13 protein-coding genes are annotated in these 17,893 nt (G+C 72.5%); 9 read left to right on the forward strand and 4 right to left on the reverse strand.

The genetic code is table 11. The annotated features are described in order from the left end of the window. Window positions 1-36: 36 nt before the first annotated feature. From ppc to AB0M08_RS09015, 3 genes are all read right to left on the reverse strand, one after another. Window positions 37-2,835: a phosphoenolpyruvate carboxylase gene (ppc, locus tag AB0M08_RS09005; RefSeq protein ID WP_364490708.1), complete on the reverse strand. Its 2,799-nt coding sequence runs from the start codon at window positions 2,833-2,835 to the stop codon at window positions 37-39. Between the two features lie 125 nt (window positions 2,836-2,960). Further along, window positions 2,961-3,995, reverse strand: a complete 1,035-nt coding sequence (locus AB0M08_RS09010) for a glycoside hydrolase family 6 protein (RefSeq protein ID WP_364490710.1) — start codon at window positions 3,993-3,995, stop codon at window positions 2,961-2,963. 2 nt (window positions 3,996-3,997) lie between these two features. After that, window positions 3,998-5,824, reverse strand: coding sequence for an enoyl-CoA hydratase-related protein (locus AB0M08_RS09015; RefSeq protein ID WP_364490712.1), 1,827 nt, complete (start codon window positions 5,822-5,824; stop codon window positions 3,998-4,000). Between the two features lie 195 nt (window positions 5,825-6,019). Between AB0M08_RS09015 and mfd the strand changes: the two genes are divergently transcribed. The 4 genes from mfd to AB0M08_RS09035 all read left to right on the forward strand — a co-directional run bounded on the left by mfd (window position 6,020) and on the right by AB0M08_RS09035 (window position 13,073). Further along, window positions 6,020-9,661, forward strand: coding sequence for a transcription-repair coupling factor (gene mfd / locus AB0M08_RS09020; RefSeq protein ID WP_364490714.1), 3,642 nt, complete (start codon window positions 6,020-6,022; stop codon window positions 9,659-9,661). Between the two features lie 73 nt (window positions 9,662-9,734). Beyond that, window positions 9,735-10,454 carry a hypothetical protein gene (locus tag AB0M08_RS09025; RefSeq protein ID WP_364490716.1) on the forward strand — a complete coding sequence of 240 codons (720 nt, stop codon included), beginning with the start codon at window positions 9,735-9,737 and terminating at the stop codon, window positions 10,452-10,454. Continuing rightward, window positions 10,451-11,446 carry a MazG family protein gene (locus AB0M08_RS09030; RefSeq protein ID WP_364490718.1) on the forward strand — a complete coding sequence of 332 codons (996 nt, stop codon included), beginning with the start codon at window positions 10,451-10,453 and terminating at the stop codon, window positions 11,444-11,446. The genes AB0M08_RS09025 and AB0M08_RS09030 overlap by 4 nt, the downstream gene beginning before the upstream one ends. 10 nt (window positions 11,447-11,456) lie before the next feature. After that, complete coding sequence (locus AB0M08_RS09035; protein WP_364490720.1) at window positions 11,457-13,073, forward strand: DUF885 domain-containing protein; 1,617 nt, start codon at window positions 11,457-11,459, stop codon at window positions 13,071-13,073. Window positions 13,074-13,083: 10 nt separating this feature from the next. Here the strand turns inward: AB0M08_RS09035 and AB0M08_RS09040 are convergent, their stop codons facing one another. After that, entirely contained in the window at window positions 13,084-13,713 is a 630-nt protein-coding gene (locus AB0M08_RS09040; RefSeq protein WP_364490722.1) for a hypothetical protein, read from the reverse strand. A 224-nt stretch (window positions 13,714-13,937) separates the two neighbouring features. Between AB0M08_RS09040 and eno the strand changes: the two genes are divergently transcribed. From eno to AB0M08_RS09065, 5 genes are all read left to right on the forward strand, one after another. Continuing rightward, complete coding sequence (eno, locus tag AB0M08_RS09045) at window positions 13,938-15,221, forward strand: phosphopyruvate hydratase (RefSeq protein WP_364490724.1); 1,284 nt, start codon at window positions 13,938-13,940, stop codon at window positions 15,219-15,221. A gap of 112 nt (window positions 15,222-15,333) precedes the next feature. Continuing rightward, window positions 15,334-15,927 (forward strand): septum formation initiator family protein, encoded by a 594-nt coding sequence (locus AB0M08_RS09050; protein ID WP_364490726.1) that lies wholly within the window; start codon window positions 15,334-15,336, stop codon window positions 15,925-15,927. 1 nt (window position 15,928) lies between these two features. Beyond that, entirely contained in the window at window positions 15,929-16,426 is a 498-nt protein-coding gene (locus AB0M08_RS09055) for a DUF501 domain-containing protein (RefSeq protein WP_364490728.1), read from the forward strand. Continuing rightward, a complete protein-coding gene (locus AB0M08_RS09060) occupies window positions 16,423-16,917 on the forward strand; it encodes an amino-acid N-acetyltransferase (RefSeq protein WP_364490729.1) in 495 nt (164 codons plus the stop codon). Before AB0M08_RS09055 ends, AB0M08_RS09060 begins: the two co-directional genes overlap by 4 nt. After that, entirely contained in the window at window positions 16,914-17,825 is a 912-nt protein-coding gene (locus tag AB0M08_RS09065) for a Ppx/GppA phosphatase family protein (protein WP_364490731.1), read from the forward strand. The genes AB0M08_RS09060 and AB0M08_RS09065 overlap by 4 nt, the downstream gene beginning before the upstream one ends. Window positions 17,826-17,893: the final 68 nt, after the last annotated feature.

A 17,893-nucleotide genomic window follows, 5' to 3' on the forward strand; every position in this document is an offset into this window, starting at 1 on the left:
GACCGATGGTCGACGGGCCCATGTGGCCGGTACGGGTCAGCCGGTGTTGCGCATGCCGGCGGCGATGCCGTTGACCGTGGTCAGCAGGGCGCGCTCCAGGGCCGTCGAATCCGACGGGCCGCGGCGGGCGCCCGGGGCCGTCGGCATCTGGCGGCCGGAGTCGCCCAGGTCGCGGTACTGGCGGAGCAGGGCGACCTGCAGGTGGTGCAGCGGCTCCAGGTACGTGTCGCGGACGCCCAGCGTGCGGGAGAGCTCCGGCTGGGCGCCCAGCAGGCCGGTGCCGCCGGTGATGGCCAGCACCTCCTCGACCGTGCGGGCGTACTCCTGCTCGATCCGGGTGAAGATCGGGCGGAGGTCCTCGGGGACCAGGGTCTCGACGTAGCGGCGGGCGATCGAGAGGTCGGTCTTGGCGAGCATCATCTCGACGTTCGAGAGGAACGTGCGGAAGAAGTGCCAGTTCTCGTGCATCTCGTCGAGGTGGCCGCCCATGCCGGCGGCGCGGACGGCGGCGAGGCCGGTGCCGACACCGAACCAGCCGGGGACGATCTGCCGGGTCTGCGTCCAGCCGAAGACCCACGGGATGGCGCGCAGGCCGCCCAGTCCGGCGTCCGCGTTGGGGCGCTTGGCCGGGCGGGAGCCGATGTTCAGGGCGCCGAGCAGCTCGGTCGGGGTGGCCGCCCAGAAGTACGCCGGCAGGTCCGGGTCCTCGACCAGTTCGCGGTACGCCCGGAACGCCGCGTCCGAGGCGGTGTCCATGGTCGCGTCCCAGACCTTGAGGCGGACCGGGTCCACGCGCAGGCTGGTGTGCAGCAGGGTGGCCTGGAGCACCGCGGCGGTGGTCAGCTCCAGGTTCTCCCGGGCCAGGGCCGGGATCGTGTACTTGTCGCTGATCACCTCGCCCTGCTCGGTCACCTTGATCGCGCCGTCCAGGGTGCCGTACGGCTGGGCCAGGATCGCCTCGTGGGTGGGGCCGCCGCCCCGGCCGACGGTGCCGCCCCGGCCGTGGAAGAGCCGCAGGCGTACGCCGTGCCGGGCCGCCACGTCACGCAGCGAGCGTTGCGCCTTGTGGATGCGCCACTGGCTGGTGGTGATGCCGGCTTCCTTGTTCGAGTCGGAGTAGCCGAGCATGACCTCCTGCACGTCGCCGCGCGCCCGGACGATCTCCCGGTACGCCGGCAGCTGCAGCATCTCGTCGAGCAGGTCGCCACCGGCGTCCAGCTCGGCCGGGGTCTCCAGCAGCGGCACGATGTTGACCCGGGCGCGGCCGGTGTGGATGTCGACCAGGCCGGCCTCGCGGGCGAGCACGGCGGCGGCGAGCACGTCGTCCACGCCGAGGGTCATCGAGATGATGTAGGTCTCGATGACGTCCTGCCCGAAGCTGTCCTGCGCCTCGCGGATCGTGTTGAACACGTCGAAGGTCTTGCGGGCCGAATCGGTCAGCGGGGTGTCGGCGCTGGAGAGCGGCCGGCGCCCGCCGAGCTCGGTGGCGAGCAGCTTGGTGCGCTCCTCGCGGCTCAGGGAGGCGTAGTCCTCGACCTCGCCGACCTGGGTGTACATCTGCTGGAGCACCTCGTGGTGCTTCTCGGCGTGCTCGCGCACGTCGAGGGTGGCCAGCTGCAGGCCGAACGCGGAGACCTTGCGGATCGCGGTGGCGACCACGCCGACCGCGGGCAGCTGGCCGGAGTTGCGGGCCAGCGAGGCGCGCATCAGCTCCAGGTCGGCGATCAGTTCGTCGCTGCCCAGGTAGTCGCGGCCGGGCACGTGCGGGGTGTTGTTGACCAGCCGGGCCCGGGTGTTGGACAGCTTCGACTTGATCGCGCGGACCTTGAGGCGGTACGGCTCCTCGGCGTTCACCCGGCGGAAGCGGGACGCCACCTCGGGCAGGTTGTCCAGGTCCTGGGCGAGGCTGGCGGAGAGATCCAGGGAGACCCCGCGCAGCCGCCGGGAGACGGACAGCTCGTCGATCAGCTTGTCCATCGCCTTCTCGGTGGCCTGGATGCCGTGCTCGTGCTGGATGAGCAGCACGTCCCGGGTGACCGCGGGCGTGACGAACGGGTTGCCGTCCCGGTCGCCGCCGATCCAGGTGCCGAAGGTGAGCGGGCGGGAGGTCGGCGCGGTCTCCACGCCCAGCCGGCGCAGCGTCTCGGCCAGGTCGTCGAGGACCTGCGGCGCGGCTTCGGCGTAGAGGTCCTTGAGGTAGTAGACCGCGTTGCGCGCCTCGTCGGTCGGGTCCGGCCGGTCCAGGCGCAGCTCGTCGGTCTGCCAGAGCAGGTCGATCAGCTCGGCGAACCGCTTGGTCGAGGCGGTGGTGTCGGTGTCGCCGTAGAGCGCGGCCGCGGCGGACTCGGCGTCCAGCGAGTCGGCGACCTGGCGCAGCTTCGACAGGATCGAGCGGCGGGCGGCCTCGGTGGGGTGCGCGGTGAAGACCGGGCGGACCGCGAGCCGGCGGGCCGCGGCGGCGATCTCCTCGGCCGGGATGCCCCGCTCGGCGATCAGCTTGGCGGCCTGGTCCAGCCAGCCGCCCACCTTGGCGCGGCGGCGGCGCAGGTCGCGGGCGCGGTGCACCTGCTCGGTGATGTTCGCGAGGTGGAAGTAGGTGGAGAAGGCACGGGCCAGCTTGGTGCCGGTGGTGATGTCCATGGCGGCGAGCCGGTCGGCCGCGGCGGGGGCGTCCTGCCGGACCAGAGCCCGGATCTCCTCGACCAGATCGAGGAGCGGGCGGCCTTCCTGACGGGCCAGTGTCTGGCCGAGCAACGTGCCGATCCGGCGGATATCCGCACGTAGATCGGCGTCGGGCCCTTCCCGCTCGTCGAGGTGGGCAGCCTGCTCTGTCATCGGGGCGCTCCTTCGCTCGGATGGCTCCAGGACGGCGCTGTCCCGACTTCGCCGATGGTATCGGCGTACCCCTGTGCGGGGGTGAATTGAGTCAAGAGTCTCATGCGCGGCCCGGCCGCGGGCCGTCACCTGGCCAGTGACAGCGCGTAAGACGGGAACCAGTGCCCGGCCGGGGGAGCTCCGGTTCCGCACGTGCCGTCGGACTCACCCGGTCGTTTGACCCAGAGGTACGCGTCGGCGAGCGGCTCGCCGGTCTCCAGCGTGGGTGTCTCCCCGAGTCGCCGGCCGGGCGGGTTGCACCAGTGGTGGTCGCCCTCGCCACGTTGCGCGGGCCCGTTCCCGTTACGGCTGGTGTCGACGACGAAGTGCCGTCCGTCGAGCAACGCGCTCAGCTCCGCGCCGTACCGTAAATTGTCCTGGGTGGTCTCGAAGTTGGCGACGTTGAGGGCGAAGCCGGTGGCGCTCTCGATGCCCGCGCGGCGCAGCGCCGGGGCCATCTGATCGGCCGGCACCCAGGTGGGATTGCCCGCGTCCAGGTAGACCGCGACGTTCGGCAGCGCGCGCAGCGACGTCACCGCGTAGGTGAGGAGCTCGTAACGCTGGATGGTCCGTTTCGGTCCGAGGCAGCCGCGCACGGTCTGGGCGACCGCATCCGGTTCCACGATCGCCAGCACGCGGTGTCCCCGCAGCGCGCGGATCACGGTCAGGATCCATTTCCGGTACGCGTAATCGCTGGGTGCCCCGCCCCCGGAATGCCCCGCGCAGTCGCGATGCGGGATGTCGTAGAGCACGATGACCGGCAGCCGTCCGGCCTCCGTGGCGGCGGCCGTCAACCGGGTGACCCGCTGTACGTCGTCGTCCGCCCCGGTCAGCCAGGTGGCCACCGGCTGCTCGGCGATCCTTCGGAGCACCGCCGCCTCGTCCGCCCGCCCGGCCTGCTCCATCGCGGTGACCTGCTCGGCCGCCGCGCCCGAGGAGTCGACGTAGAGCGCGATCTGCTCGGCCTCGGTCAGGCTCGGGACGTGCTCTGCCGGGACGTGTACGGCGGGCGCCGGACCACGGTCGCGCAGCAGGAACACCCCGGTCACGGCGACGGCGAGCAGCGCGGCGAGCGAGAGCCCGCGGCGCCATCGGCCACCGGTGTAGACGTGCCTGCCCATGATCAGCCCGGGACCGGGATCGCCGGGCGGACCGCCGGGCGCCGCTGGTCGACCGGTCCGTTCGCCGGCCGGACCCGTCCGGTGACCGCCGGGCCGGTGTTCCCGGCGAGCAGCAGCCGGCGCGGGGTGCCGCCCGGGCGGGCCTTGTTGACGAAGGCGCGGCGGGCGGCGGCGAACCCGGAACGGTCGGTGTAGACGTCCCGGCTCATCTCGGCGAGCTCGCGGGACTCGTACACGTCCAGCGGGATCCGTTCGGCGTTCAGCCGCCGGGCCTTGGCCGCCCGGCGGCGGCGCGACTCGCGGGCGTCGGCGTGCCGCTCGGCGAGCGCGGTCAGCCACTGGGCGTACGCCTCGGGGTGCCGCGGCCCGATCTCGTCGATCAGCCCGAGGCGGGCCGCCTCGCCGGCGCTGACCGGGAGCCGGTCGTCGATCAGCTGCTGGGCGCCGTCCGCGCCGACCCGCCGGGGCAGCGTGTACGTGTGCAGCTCCGACCCGAAGAGCCCGATGTCGTAGTACGGGTTGAGCACGATCCCGTCCCGCGCGGCCACCACGTCGGCGCCGAGCCCGAGCATCACCCCGCCCGCGCCGGCGTTGCCCGCGTACGCCGCGACCACGACCTGCCGCGTGCAGGTGATGATCTCCCGGCACACGTCGTTGATCGCCCGGATGTTCGCCCAGGTGGCGCCGGCCGGGTCGGGCGCGCTCTCGATCACGTTGAGGTGCAGGCCGTTGCTGAACGCCTCGATCCCGCCGCGCAGCACCAGCACCCGGGTGTCCTGTCCGGCCGCGTGCCGCAGCGCGGCGAGCAGCCGGCGGCAGTGCCCGGGCGCCATCGCGCCGTTGTAGAAGTCGAAACTCAACCAGCCGACCGGCCCGGCGCGCCGGTACCGGACCTGCCGGTACGCGTTCGGCGCCTCCGGTTCGGCGTACGCCTCCACGGGGGAGTTCGGCACCCCGCGCAGCCGTTCGCCGAGGGCCGTGGTGGCGGGCAGCTTGATCCCGCCCTCGGTGACCGGCCGCAGGTGACCGATCCAGAGGCTGCCGTCCCCGGTCGCCACCAGCACCGCGCCCTGCCGCCGGGCCAGGATCGTGCCGGGCCGGGCGCCGCGGGCCACTCCCGGGTGCGCGTCGTACGCGTACGCCTCCAGCCCGCCCACCCGGGTGCGTACGCCCGGCACCCCGTCCGCGGCCCGGATCCGGCGCAGCACGGTCTCGGTCGGCGCACTCCAGTCGAACGCCCGGTCGGCCTGGGTCATCGCCGGACGCGGCCCGGTACCGGGCGCCTGGGTCGGCGCGTTCTCGGCGGGTACCGGTGTGAACGCCGGGTCGCCCGCCTTCGCGACCACCTCGAAGACGCACTCCACGGCGGCGTCCGCGACCGGCCCGCCATAGAGCGCCGACCGGCGCGGCGGCATCGACGGCATCCCGAACGTCCGGGTGGCCCAGACCGCCCCGGCGTGCCGGTCCCCTTCGCCCTGGTCCCCTTCGCCCCGGTCCCCGGTGTCCTGGTCCCCCGTCGCCTGCAGCGCGGTGACGCCCCAGGTCCGGGCCCCGTCCGCGATCGCCCAGTCCAGCGCGGACGGCCCGCGGTCGCCGACCGGGCCCGGGTGCAGCACGATCGTCCGCCAGGTCCGCCGGATCCCGGCCGGTACCCGCTCGGTGAGGTGCGGGCAGATGATCAGGTCGGGCGCGGCCGCGTGCACTCCCTCGACGGTCTCGCGCTCGCCGGTGGCCAGCAGGACCCCGACCTCGTGCCCGGCGTCCCGCAGGGCGCACCAGACCCGCTGGCTCAGCCCGTCGAACGCACTGACCAGCAGCAGAATCCGCACGTGACCCCTCCCCGAAGTACCGCAACGCCTCGGCACTTTCCCCGACCCGAGGGTTGCCATGTCGGACATGTTGTGCGATAAGCCGCGGCCTCCCAGCTTGGTCGGCGTGTCGGACTAAGCTGTGGGTGTGCCCCCTGGCCCTTCGGTGTCCGGGGGCGTTCGTCGTGTCCAGCTCTCGTCCCGGGGGTCCCTCGCATGCAACTCGCCGGACTCATCCCGGCCGCCCTGCGCGACCGTGGCCTCGCCCGAGCCCGCGACCTGGCCCGCAAGGCCTTCGTCGACGCGGACTCGCTGGATCTCACCGCGCCGGTCTCGCTGCGCCCGTTCGTGGTCGCCGCGGTGGCCGCGCCGCAGGACGCCGGCGGAGCCCAGCGCCCGGTGCTCGCCGTCACCGCGACCTCCCGCGAGGCCGACGACCTGGCCGACGCACTCGGCTGCCTGATCGACCCGGACGGCATCGCGGTCTACCCGTCCTGGGAGACACTGCCGCACGAGCGCCTCTCGCCCCGCTCCGACACGGTCGGCCGCCGGCTCGCGGTGCTGCGCCGACTGGCCCACCCCGGTGACACGCCGCTGCGGGTGGTCGTCGCGCCGGTCCGCTCGCTGCTCCAGCCGCAGCTCAAGGGCCTCGGCGAGCTGGAGCCGGTGGAGCTGGTCACCGGGCGCGAGGCCGAGCTCGAGGAGGTCGCCCGCCGGCTCACCGACATGGCGTACGCGCGGGTCGACCTGGTCACCAAGCGCGGCGAGTTCGCGGTCCGCGGCGGCATCCTGGACGTCTTCCCACCCACCGACGAGCACCCGTCCCGGGTCGAGTTCTGGGGCGACGAGGTGGAGGAGATCCGTACCTTCGCCGTCGCCGACCAGCGCACCATCGACCAGGTGCCGCACCTGTGGGCGCCGCCCTGCCGCGAGCTGCTGCTGACCCCGCAGGTCCGGGAACGGGCCGCCGAGCTGTCGGCCGAGCACCCGGAGCTCGCCGAGATCCTGGACAAGCTCGCCGAGGGCATCCCGGTCGAGGGGATGGAGTCGCTGGCCCCGGCCCTGCTGCACGGCACCGACAGCATGGAGCTGCTGGTCGACTGCATGCCGGCCGGCACCCACGTGCTGCTCTGCGACCCGGAGCGGATCCGGACCCGGGCGCACGACCTGACCCGGACCTCCGACGAGTTCCTGGAGGCCTCCTGGGCCGCGGCGGCCGTGGGCGGCCAGGCGCCGATCGACGTCGGCGCGGTCGCCTTCCGCACCCTCGCGGAGGCCCGCGCGCACGCCGCCACCCTCCGCCAGCCGTGGTGGACGCTCTCCCCGTTCGGCCTGGCCCCGTCCTCCCCGGCCGACGAGACGCTGCCCTGGGAGGCCGCCGCGCCGGTCGAGGTCGCGCCGGACACCGGTGACGCCGTCACGCTGGCCGCCCAGCCGGTCCCGCTGTACCACGGCGACACCGCCCGGCTCGCCGCCGACCTGGCCGGCTGGGCCGCCGCGGGCTGGGCGATCGCGCTGGTCTTCGAGGGTAAGGGCACCGCGCAGCGGGCCGCCGAGCTGCTCCGCGACGCCGGGCTCGGGATCACCCCGGTGGACGCGATCACCGAGCCGATCGAGGACAAGCAGATCCTGATCACCTGCGGCGGGCTGAACCACGGCTTCGTCGACGAGGCGTCCCGGCTCGCGGTGATCACCGGCAACGACGTCTCCGGCGGGCGCGGCGCGTCCACCAAGGACATGCGGAAGATGCCGGCCCGGCGGCGCAACACGATCGACCCGCTCGAGCTCAAGACGGGCGACTTCGTGGTGCACGAGCAGCACGGGATCGGCCGCTACATCGAGCTGGTGCAGCGTACGGTCAACGGCGCGGACCGCGAGTACCTGGTGATCGAGTACGCCGCCTCCAAGCGCGGCCAGCCCGGCGACCGGCTCTACGTGCCGACCGACCAGCTCGACCAGCTCTCCCGCTACGTCGGCGGCGAGTCGCCCACCCTGCACAAGATGGGCGGCGCCGACTGGCAGAAGAGCAAGGCGCGGGCCAAGAAGGCGGTCAAGGAGATCGCCGCACAGCTCATTCAGCTGTACGCCGCCCGCCAGGCCTCCACGGGGCACGCGTTCGGACCGGACACGCCCTGGCAGCGCGAGCTCGAGGACGCGTTCCCGTACACCGAGACGCCCGACCAGATGGCGGCGATCATCGAGGTCAAGCACGACATGGAGCTGCAGGTCCCGATGGACAGGCTGATCTGCGGCGACGTCGGGTACGGCAAGACCGAGATCGCGGTACGGGCGGCGTTCAAGGCGGTGCAGGACGGCAAGCAGGTGGCCGTGCTGGTGCCGACCACGCTCCTGGCCCAGCAGCACTTCAACACGTTCACCGAGCGGATGAGCCAGTTCCCGGTGCAGATCAAGCAGCTCTCCCGGTTCCAGACGCCGAAGGAGGCCGCGCTCGCGCTGGAGCAGGCCGCCGACGGCACCGCGGACATCGTGATCGGCACGCACCGGCTGCTCGCCAAGTCCACCCGGTTCAAGAACCTCGGCCTGATCATCGTGGACGAGGAGCAGCGCTTCGGCGTCGAGCACAAGGAGCAGCTCAAGGCGCTGCGGGCCTCGGTGGACGTGCTGACCATGTCGGCCACCCCGATCCCGCGGACGCTGGAGATGGCGATCACCGGCATCCGGGAGATGTCCACCATCGCCACCCCGCCGGAGGAGCGGCACCCGGTGCTCACCTACGTCGGCGGGTACGACGACAAGCAGGTGGCCGCCGCCATCCACCGCGAGCTGCTCCGCGACGGCCAGGTGTTCTACCTGCACAACCGGGTCGAGTCGATCGACCGGGCGGCCCGCCGGCTGCGCGAGCTGGTCCCCGAGGCCCGGGTCGCGATCGCGCACGGCCAGATGAGCGAGGAGCAGCTCGAGAAGGTGATGGTCGGCTTCTGGGAGAAGGAGTTCGACGTCCTGGTCTGCACCACGATCGTCGAGTCCGGCATCGACATCCCGAACGCCAACACGCTGATCCTGGAGCGCGCCGACCTGCTCGGCCTGGCCCAGCTGCACCAGATCCGCGGCCGGGTCGGCCGGGGGCGGGAGCGGGCGTACGCGTACTTCCTCTACCCCCGGGACAAGCCGCTCACCGAGCACGCCCACGAGCGGCTGGCCACCATCGCCCAGCACACCGAGCTCGGCGCCGGCATGTACGTGGCGATGAAGGACCTGGAGATCCGCGGCGCCGGCAACCTGCTCGGCGGCGAGCAGTCCGGGCACATCGAGGGCGTCGGCTTCGACCTCTACGTACGGATGGTCGGCGAGGCGGTCTCCGCGTTCAAGGGTGAGCGGCCCGAGGAGGAGCCCGAGGTCAAGATCGACCTCCCGGTCGACGCGCACCTGCCCACCGACTACATCGCGGTCGAGCGGCTCCGGCTGGAGATGTACCGCAAGCTCGCCGAGGCCCGCGACGACGCCCGGCTGGAGGAGGTGATCGCCGAGATGACCGACCGGTACGGCGAGCCCCCGGCCCCGGTGGTCAACCTGATCGCGGTCGCCCGCTTCCGCCAGCTGGCCCGGGCGTACGGCCTCACCGACGTGTCGATGCAGGGGAAGCACCTCCGCTTCGCCCCGCTGGCCCTGCTCGACTCCAAGCAGATGCGGCTCAAGCGCTACCACCCCGACTCGGTCTACAAGGCGGTCAACGAGCAGGTCAGCGTGCCGCGCCCGAGTACCCGCCGGGTCGGTGGCGAGCCGCTGCGCGACCAGGAGCTGCTGCAGTGGTGCGGCCAGCTGCTCAAGGACGTGCTCGGTGAGGCGCCGTCCGCGGCCGTCTCACCGGCCGCCGCGAAGGCTCCGGGGAAACGCTGAACGGGGTGGGTGCCGAAGATCACATCGGCGTGAGACAGTGTTGACCATGCATCGTGCCCGTCGACTCGCATCCATGGCCGTCGTCGCGTCCTGCGCGCTCGGCGGCCTCACCGCCTGCCGTGCCGAGCCCTCCGTGGCGGCGTATGTCGGCGATTCCCGGATCACCGAGAGCCGCGTCCAGGCGATCTGGGACGACGCCCGGGCCAAGCTCACGGCCGAGGCCCGGACGGCGGCCCAGGCGGGCGGGACCGGCACCGCCACGATGCCGATCAGCCGGGCCGACATCGTCAGCGTGCTGGTCGGCCGGAACCTGATCACCAAGGTCGCCGAGAAGCACGGCGTGACGATGCCGGCCGGGCTCACCTACGACAACGTCGCCTCGGTGGTCGGGCTCCCGGCGACCACCGAGTACGTGCACCTCTTCACCGAGTACAACGCGCTGCAGGACGCGGTGAAGCAGGCCGAGACCGGCACCGCGGCGCTCTCCGACGAGGACTGGCAGGACGTCCTCCAGCGGCTCTCCGAGAACGGCACGGTGGACGCGGGGACCACCGTGGAGAGCCTCAGGAGCACCCTGCCGGACACCGTGACCACCCAGCTGCAGAGCGCGATCGCGGTCCGCGACGAGGTGACCGCGGTGGCGGGCACCCAGTCGATTCAGATCAACCCGCGGTACGCCCCGCTGGAGATCGGCGTCTACCCGATCCGGAACAGCGAGACCAGCCCGCTCTACCAGCTCGTCGTCGCTCCGCTGGGCGAGGACACGGCCGTACCGGTGGACGACGTCTCTTGAGCCTTCGGATCGTTCTGCTGGTCACCTCGCCGCGGCTGCCGGCGGGCCTGCTCACCGCACAGGCGTGGGACACCGTACGCTCCGGCCCGGTCTTCGCCGCGTCCGAGAGTGATCAGGCGGCGGCGCTGCGGGCCTCCGGCGTACCGGTGACGGTTCTGCAGACCGACGCCCAGGGCCTGCTCGACGCGATCGCCGCGCTTCCCGGCGCCGGTGCCCCATCGCCGGGCGACCCGGCGGCACCGGCCGTGCGGACCGCGGTCTGGCTGGCCGGGCCCGGCGGTGATCAGGACTTCGCGCGGCAGCTCGGGCTCCGTCTGGCGCGCGAGCCCGCTCTGGCCGAGCTGGAGCTGATGTACGGCTCCTGGGACCCGCCCGGCGCCCGCCTGCTCGACGCGGTGGCCGTGATGGACCGTCTCGTCTCGCCCGGCGGCGACCCGTGGAAGCGCGCGCAGAACCACCGCACCCTGGCGCCGTACCTGCTGGAGGAGAGCTACGAGGCGTACGACGCCATCGAGCAGGACGACCTGGAACTGCTCCGCGAGGAGCTCGGCGACGTGCTGCTGCAGGTGGTGCTGCACGCCCGGCTCGCCGAGGAGCTGCCGGACGGCCGGGCCTGGACCGTCGACGACGTGGCCGGGGTACTGGTCGAGAAGATGATCCGGCGCAACCCGCACGTCTTCGCCGGGGAGACCGCCACCGACCTGGAGGAGATCACCGCGAACTGGGAGCGGATCAAGCGCGAGGAGAAGGCGCGGGAGTCGGTCCTGGACGGCGTGGCGCTGAGCCAGCCGGCCCTGTCGCTCGCCGCGAAGGTGCTCCAGCGGGCCGAGCGCGGGGGAGTGGACGCTCCACTGCCGACCGGGGACGACCTCGGACCTGCCCTGCTCCGGGTGGTCGCCGAGGCCCGGGCCGCCGGTCTCGATCCCGAGGCCGAGCTGCGACGCGCCGTCCTGGAGTACGCGAGGGCCGTACGGGAGAAAGAAAAAGAGTAGTTTTCTCGGCATGCCCGAGTTCGTACCGCTCGCCGAGAGCATCGTGGACGCGCTGCTGGAGAGCGATCCCACCACCGCGTTCTGGGCCGGGGACCACCGGTTCGACGACCGCCTGCCCGACCTCTCCGCCGACGCCGTCGCCGGCCGTACGACGATGCTCCGCGACGCCGGCGACGCGCTCAGCGGGATCGACGCCGAGAGCCTCGCGCCGGAGGACCAGGCCGATCATGCGATCCTCGCCGCGCTGGTGGAGCGGGCGCACTTCGAGCTGACCGACATCCGCGAGCACGAGTGGAACCCGCTCGAACACAACCCGGGCCCGCTGCTGCACGGGCTGATCGCCCGGCCGTTCGCCCCGGTCGGCGAGCGGCTGGAGAGCCTGCGCGCCCGCCTCGCCGCGATCCCGGACGCGCTGGCCACCGCCCGCGCGGTGCTGCGCGACGTGCCCCGGATCCACGCCGAGACCGCGGCCGGTCAGTTCGCCGGCACCGCCGGGCTGATCCGGGCCGAGGTGCCCGCCCTGCTCGACCAGGAGCCGGGTCTGCGCGCGAGCGTGGCACCGGCCGCCGAGGCCGCGCTGGCCGCGCTCGGCGAGTTCGACGGCTGGCTGCGTGCCCGGCTGGACGACGTCGACCCCGGGCGGGACCCGAGGCTCGGGCGACGGCTCTGGGAGGCCCGGCTCTGGCACACGCTGGACACCGAGCTGACCGCCGCCGAGGTGCTGGAACGCGCCTGGGCCGGCCTGGAACGGGACAGCGCCGAGCTGCGCGAGGCCGCGGCCGAGCTGACCGGCGGCCCGGCCACCGACGAGACGGTCCGGCGCGCGCTGGACTCCGTCGCCGAGAAGCACCCGGACAACACCACGATCGTCGGGCTGGCCAGGCTGACCATGGACGAGGCGACCGCGTTCGTCCGGGAGCACGACCTGGTCTCGCTGGTCGACGACCCGTGCGTGATCGAGGAGATGCCGGAGTTCGCCCGGGGCGTCGCGGTGGCGTACTGCGATCCGCCCGGACCGCTGGAGACCGCCGACGTACCGACGTTCTACTGCATCGCCCCGGCGCCGGCGGACTGGCCCGCCGGGCGGGTGAGCAGCTTCTACCGCGAGTACAACGACCAGATGATCCGGAACCTGACCGTGCACGAGGCGATGCCCGGCCACTTCCTGCAGATCGCGCACGCCCGCCGGTTCCGCAGCGGCACCCGGGTCCGCGCGATGGGCTGGTCCGGCACGTTCGTCGAGGGCTGGGCGGTGTACGCGGAGAGCGTGATGACCGGCCTCGGCTTCGGCGGGCTGCCGGTGCGGCTGCAGCAGCTCAAGATGCGCCTGCGGATGACCCTGAACGCGATCATCGACCAGCTCGTGCACTGCGAGGGCCTCACCGAGGCGGAGGCGATGGAGCTGATGACCGTACGCGGCTTCCAGGAGGAGGGCGAGGCGGCGGGCAAGTGGCGGCGTGCCCTGCTCACCTCGACCCAGCTGTCGACGTACTTCGTCGGATACACGGAGGTCGCGGCGATCGCGGCGGCCCGGCCCTTCGGCGCCACCCCGAAGGCCTGGCACGACGCGATGCTGGCGCACGGCTCCCCGCCGCCCCGCCACCTGGCCACCCTGCTCGGCGTCTGAGCGCCGGGCCTCACACCGCGGCGGCCGCCGTCCTGCGGGCCTGCAGCTGGTTCTGGATGATGTATCGCCGGACGATCCGGGCCTGCGACTCGTCCTGGTCGAAGAGGGCGACCAACTCCACCGAGAGCGGCCCCCGGAACGGCACCTGCTGCCGGATCGCGCTCGCCTTGAGCGCGGTCGCGTGGAACTCCGCCACGTCCATGCCGAGCTGGATCCGCAGGTCCATCTCGTGGCCGGGGCGCACCTCGATGTCGGTGAAGTGGGCGCGCACCGAGCTCTCGCCGATGTCGTGCACCCAGCCGATCGACTCGCCGAGGCCGGGGCGGTACATCACGATCGCCTCGCCCCCGCCGCCGCGGACGAACCGGCGGCTCTGCGCGATGGCCGGGTCGGCGGTCATCCGCACCTCGACCCGGTTCTCGTCGGCGGCGACCACCACCGCGGTCACCACGTTCCGGCCCCGGGGCGCCGCCGACCAGCGCAGGGTCACCGCGGTCCCGGCCGGTGGCACGTCGGCCGCGGCCATGGAGAGGGTGAGCTCCGGCCCGGCGGACCGGACGACACGGATTCCGGGTACGAACTCGCCCTCGGCCTCCATCTCGACGCGGAAGCCGTCCTCGGGAAACAGGCTGCTGGTCATAGTGCCCCTCCGGTGATGGTCCTCCTCGGTTCGGCAGCGGCGGGGCCGGTCTGAGGCATTGGCCGGGCCGACTGGATCACCGGATGGACCGGCCGGCCCTACCGGCGAGTTGACCGGCCGCGCGAACCTGAGCGGGTCCGGCTCGATACCCTCAGGTGCGTGGTCGGCCCGCAGGGTCGCGGACCGGAATCGCATTCGTACAACTGTTGGGAGCGACACGACTAATGGCCACCATTGAAGCGATCGTCGCCCGCGAGATCCTGGATTCCCGCGGCAACCCCACCGTCGAGGTCGAGGTCGGCCTGGACGACGGCACGGTCGGCCGCGCGGCGGTTCCCTCCGGTGCCTCCACCGGCGCGTTCGAGGCGCTGGAGCTGCGTGACGGCGACAAGGGCCGCTACCTCGGCAAGGGCGTCGAGAAGGCCGTCGCCAACATCGAGGACAAGATCGCCGACGAGCTGATCGGCTACGAGGCGAGCGAGCAGCGCCTGATCGACCAGAAGATGCTCGACCTGGACGGCACCGACACCAAGTCGGAGCTGGGCGCCAACGCCATCCTCGGTGTCTCGCTCGCCGTCGCCAAGGCCGCCGCGCTCTCCGCCGAGCTGCCGCTCTTCCGCTACGTGGGCGGCCCGAACGCCGCCGTCCTGCCGGTGCCGATGATGAACATCGTCAACGGTGGCGCGCACGCCGACTCCAACGTCGACGTGCAGGAGTTCATGATCGCCCCGATCGGCGCCCCGACCTTCCGCGAGGCGCTGCGCACCGGTGCCGAGGTCTACCACGCGCTGAAGTCGGTGCTGAAGAAGAAGGGCCTCTCGACCGGCCTGGGCGACGAGGGCGGCTTCGCGCCGAACCTGCCGGCCAACGCCGCCGCGCTGGACCTGATCGCCGAGGCCGTCCAGGCCGCCGGCTTCTCCCTGGGCAGCGACATCGTGCTGGCGATGGACGTCGCCGCGACCGAGTTCTACAAGGACGGGTCGTACGTCTTCGAGGGCGCCCCGAAGTCGACCGACGAGATGATCGCGTACTACGCGAAGCTCGCCGCCGACTACCCGATCGTCTCGATCGAGGACCCGCTCTCCGAGGACGACTGGGTCGGCTGGTCCGCGATGACCGCCGAGCTCGGCGACAAGCTGCAGATCGTCGGCGACGACCTCTTCGTCACCAACCCGCAGCGCATCGCCCGGGGCATCGCCGAGAGCGCCGGCAACGCGGTCCTGGTCAAGGTGAACCAGATCGGCTCGCTGACCGAGACGCTGGACGCCGTGGACATGGCCCACCGGGCCGGCTTCAAGACCATGATGTCGCACCGTTCCGGCGAGACCGAGGACGTCACCATCGCCGACCTGGCGGTGGCGGTCGGCTCCGGCCAGATCAAGACCGGCGCCCCGGCCCGTTCGGACCGTGTCGCGAAGTACAACCAGCTGCTGCGCATCGAGGAGCAGCTGGAGAGCGCCGCCCGGTACGCCGGTGCGGGCGCGTTCCCGCGTTACCGCGTCGGGTAATACCCGTCCGGCAGATCATGGATTTGTGGCACCCGCGCGTGGCGGCATAGGTTTCCTCCACGGGTGCCACAATCCGTGACGGCCGTCATGGCCGAGCGGGGGAGGGGTGGAGATGACGCAGCGTCGCATGCCGAGCGGACAGGGCCCGGCCCGTCGCTCCGGCACGAGCGGCCGACCCGGCACACCCCGGACCCGCGCCACCGGACAGATCAGGGTGGACACCCGGCCCACCGTGCGGCTGCCCCGCGGTGGCCGTCCGGCCGCTTCCCGCCGTACCCAGGGATCCGCCGGTGGCGCAGCCACGAAGCGCACCGCGGCACCTCGCCCGCGCGCGCTGACCGGCCGGGCCACCGTCCTGCTCGCGGCCTTCATCGCGCTGGCGCTGGCCTACACGATCCCGATCCGCACCTACATGCAGCAGCAGTCACAGATCGCCGAGATGGAGGCCGCGCAGGCCAGCCAGCAGGCCGAGATCGACGCGACCCGCAAGGAACTGGAGAAGTGGAACGATTCGGAGTACGTCCGGATCCAGGCCCGCGAGAAGTACTTCTACGTGCGTCCCGGTGAGATCCCGCTGCTCGTCTACGAGGACCCGGACGGCGCCGCCCGCGACGCCAAGAAGAACGCCCCGGCGGCCACCCCGGACCGCTGGTACGACACGCTGTGGAACAGCGTCCAAGCCGCCGACGCGGAGCCTGCGAACTGACATGGAATCACCGTCCCAGGAAGACCTCGACGTCGTCGCGGCCCAACTCGGCCGCCCGCCCCGCGGCACCCGCGCGATCGCGCACCGCTGCCCGTGCGGCAACCCGGACGTGGTGGAGACCGCGCCCCGGCTGGACGACGGCACGCCGTTCCCGACGCTGTACTACCTGACCTGCCCGCACGCCACCGCCGCGTGCAGCCGTCTGGAATCGGCCGGTGTGATGCGGGACATGCAGGAGCGGCTGAGCACCGACCCGACCGTGGCCGCCCAGTACGCGAAGGCGCACCAGGACTACCTGGACCGCCGTACGGCCATCGAGGACGTCCCGGAGATCGCCAAGGTCTCCGCCGGCGGGATGCCCGACCGGGTCAAGTGCCTGCACGTCCACCTCGGCCACGCGCTCGCCGCGGGCCGGGGGGTCAACCCGTTCGGCGACGAGGTCCGCGACGCGGTCGAGCCGTGGTGGATCGACGGACCCTGCGTGAGAAAAGACGCATGATCATCCGTCGTGCGCGGACGGGGGACGTCAAGGGGATCCGGTCCCTGGTCGACACCTACACCACGGACCGGCGGCTGCTCAGCAAGGCCACGGTGACCCTCTACGAGTCCGTCCAGGAGTTCTGGGTGGCGGTCGACGAGGACGACGCCGTGATCGGCTGCGGCGCGCTGCACGTGATGTGGGAGGACCTGGCCGAGATCCGTACGGTCGCGGTCGACCCGTCCCAGCGCGGCCGGAGGATCGGCCACCGGATCGTCGCGGCGCTCCTCGACCAGGCCCGCGAGCTCGGCATCCGCCGGGTGTTCTGCCTCACCTTCGAGACCCGCTTCTTCGGCTCGTTCGGCTTCACCGAGATCGACGGGGCCCCGGTACCGCACGCCGTCTACGAGCAGCTGCTGCGCAGTTACGACGAGGGCGTCGCCGAGTTCCTCGACCTGGAGCGCGTCAAACCCAACACCCTGGGCAACAAGAGGATGCTGTTACACCTATGACCAGAGTCGCCGCCATCGACTGCGGGACCAACGCCGTCCGCCTGCTGATCGCCGACGTGGACGGCGAGAAGCTGGTCGACGTGGACCGCCGGATGGAGATCGTCCGGCTGGGTGAGGGCGTGGACCGGACCGGGATGCTGTCGCCGGCGGCGATCGAGCGCACCCGGACGGCCCTGCTCGGGTACGCCGCCGAGATCGAGGCACACGGCGCGACCGCGATCCGGATGTGCGCCACCTCGGCCTCCCGGGACGCCTCCAACGCGCAGGACTTCCGGGACATGGTCCGGGGCGTGCTCGGCGTGGACCCCGAGGTGATCACCGGCGAGGAGGAGGCCGCGCTCTCCTTCCTCGGCGCGGTCCGGGGCCTGGCCGCGCCGGGGCCGTACCTGGTCTTCGATCTGGGCGGCGGCTCCACCGAGTTCGTCACCGGCACGTCGACGGTGGAGCGGGCGATCTCGATGGACGTCGGTTGCGTCCGGATGACCGAGCGGCACCTGCACTCCGACCCGCCCACGGCCGCCGAGATCGCCGCTACGGAGGCGGAGGTCACCCGGGCCGTCGACACGGCCCTTCAGGCCGTGCAGGGCCGTTCAGCCCCGACTCTGGTCGGTCTGGCGGGGACGGTCACGACCGTTGCCGCTCTTGCTCATGGCCTTTCCGCGTACGACTCCAGCCTCATCCACCACAGCGCGATCAGTCGTGCGGAGGTCGACCGGGTCACCGGCGACCTGCTGCGGATGACCGTCGCCGAGCGGCTCGCCCTCCCGGTGATGCACCCGGGCCGGGCCGACGTGATCGGCGGCGGCGCCCTGATCATGCGGATCGTGATGGAACGCTCCGGCCACGACACCGTGATCGCCTCGGAGCACGACATCCTGGACGGCATCGCCTTCGGCTTGTCCGGCTGATCCGGCATTCCGGCATGGCCGAACGGCCGACCGCAGCCGCCTTTCGGCTCGGTTTTCGCCGCCATGTC

This window comes from Actinoplanes sp. NPDC051851 (genome assembly GCF_040681165.1).
Classification (GTDB): Bacteria; Actinomycetota; Actinomycetes; order Mycobacteriales; family Micromonosporaceae; genus Actinoplanes.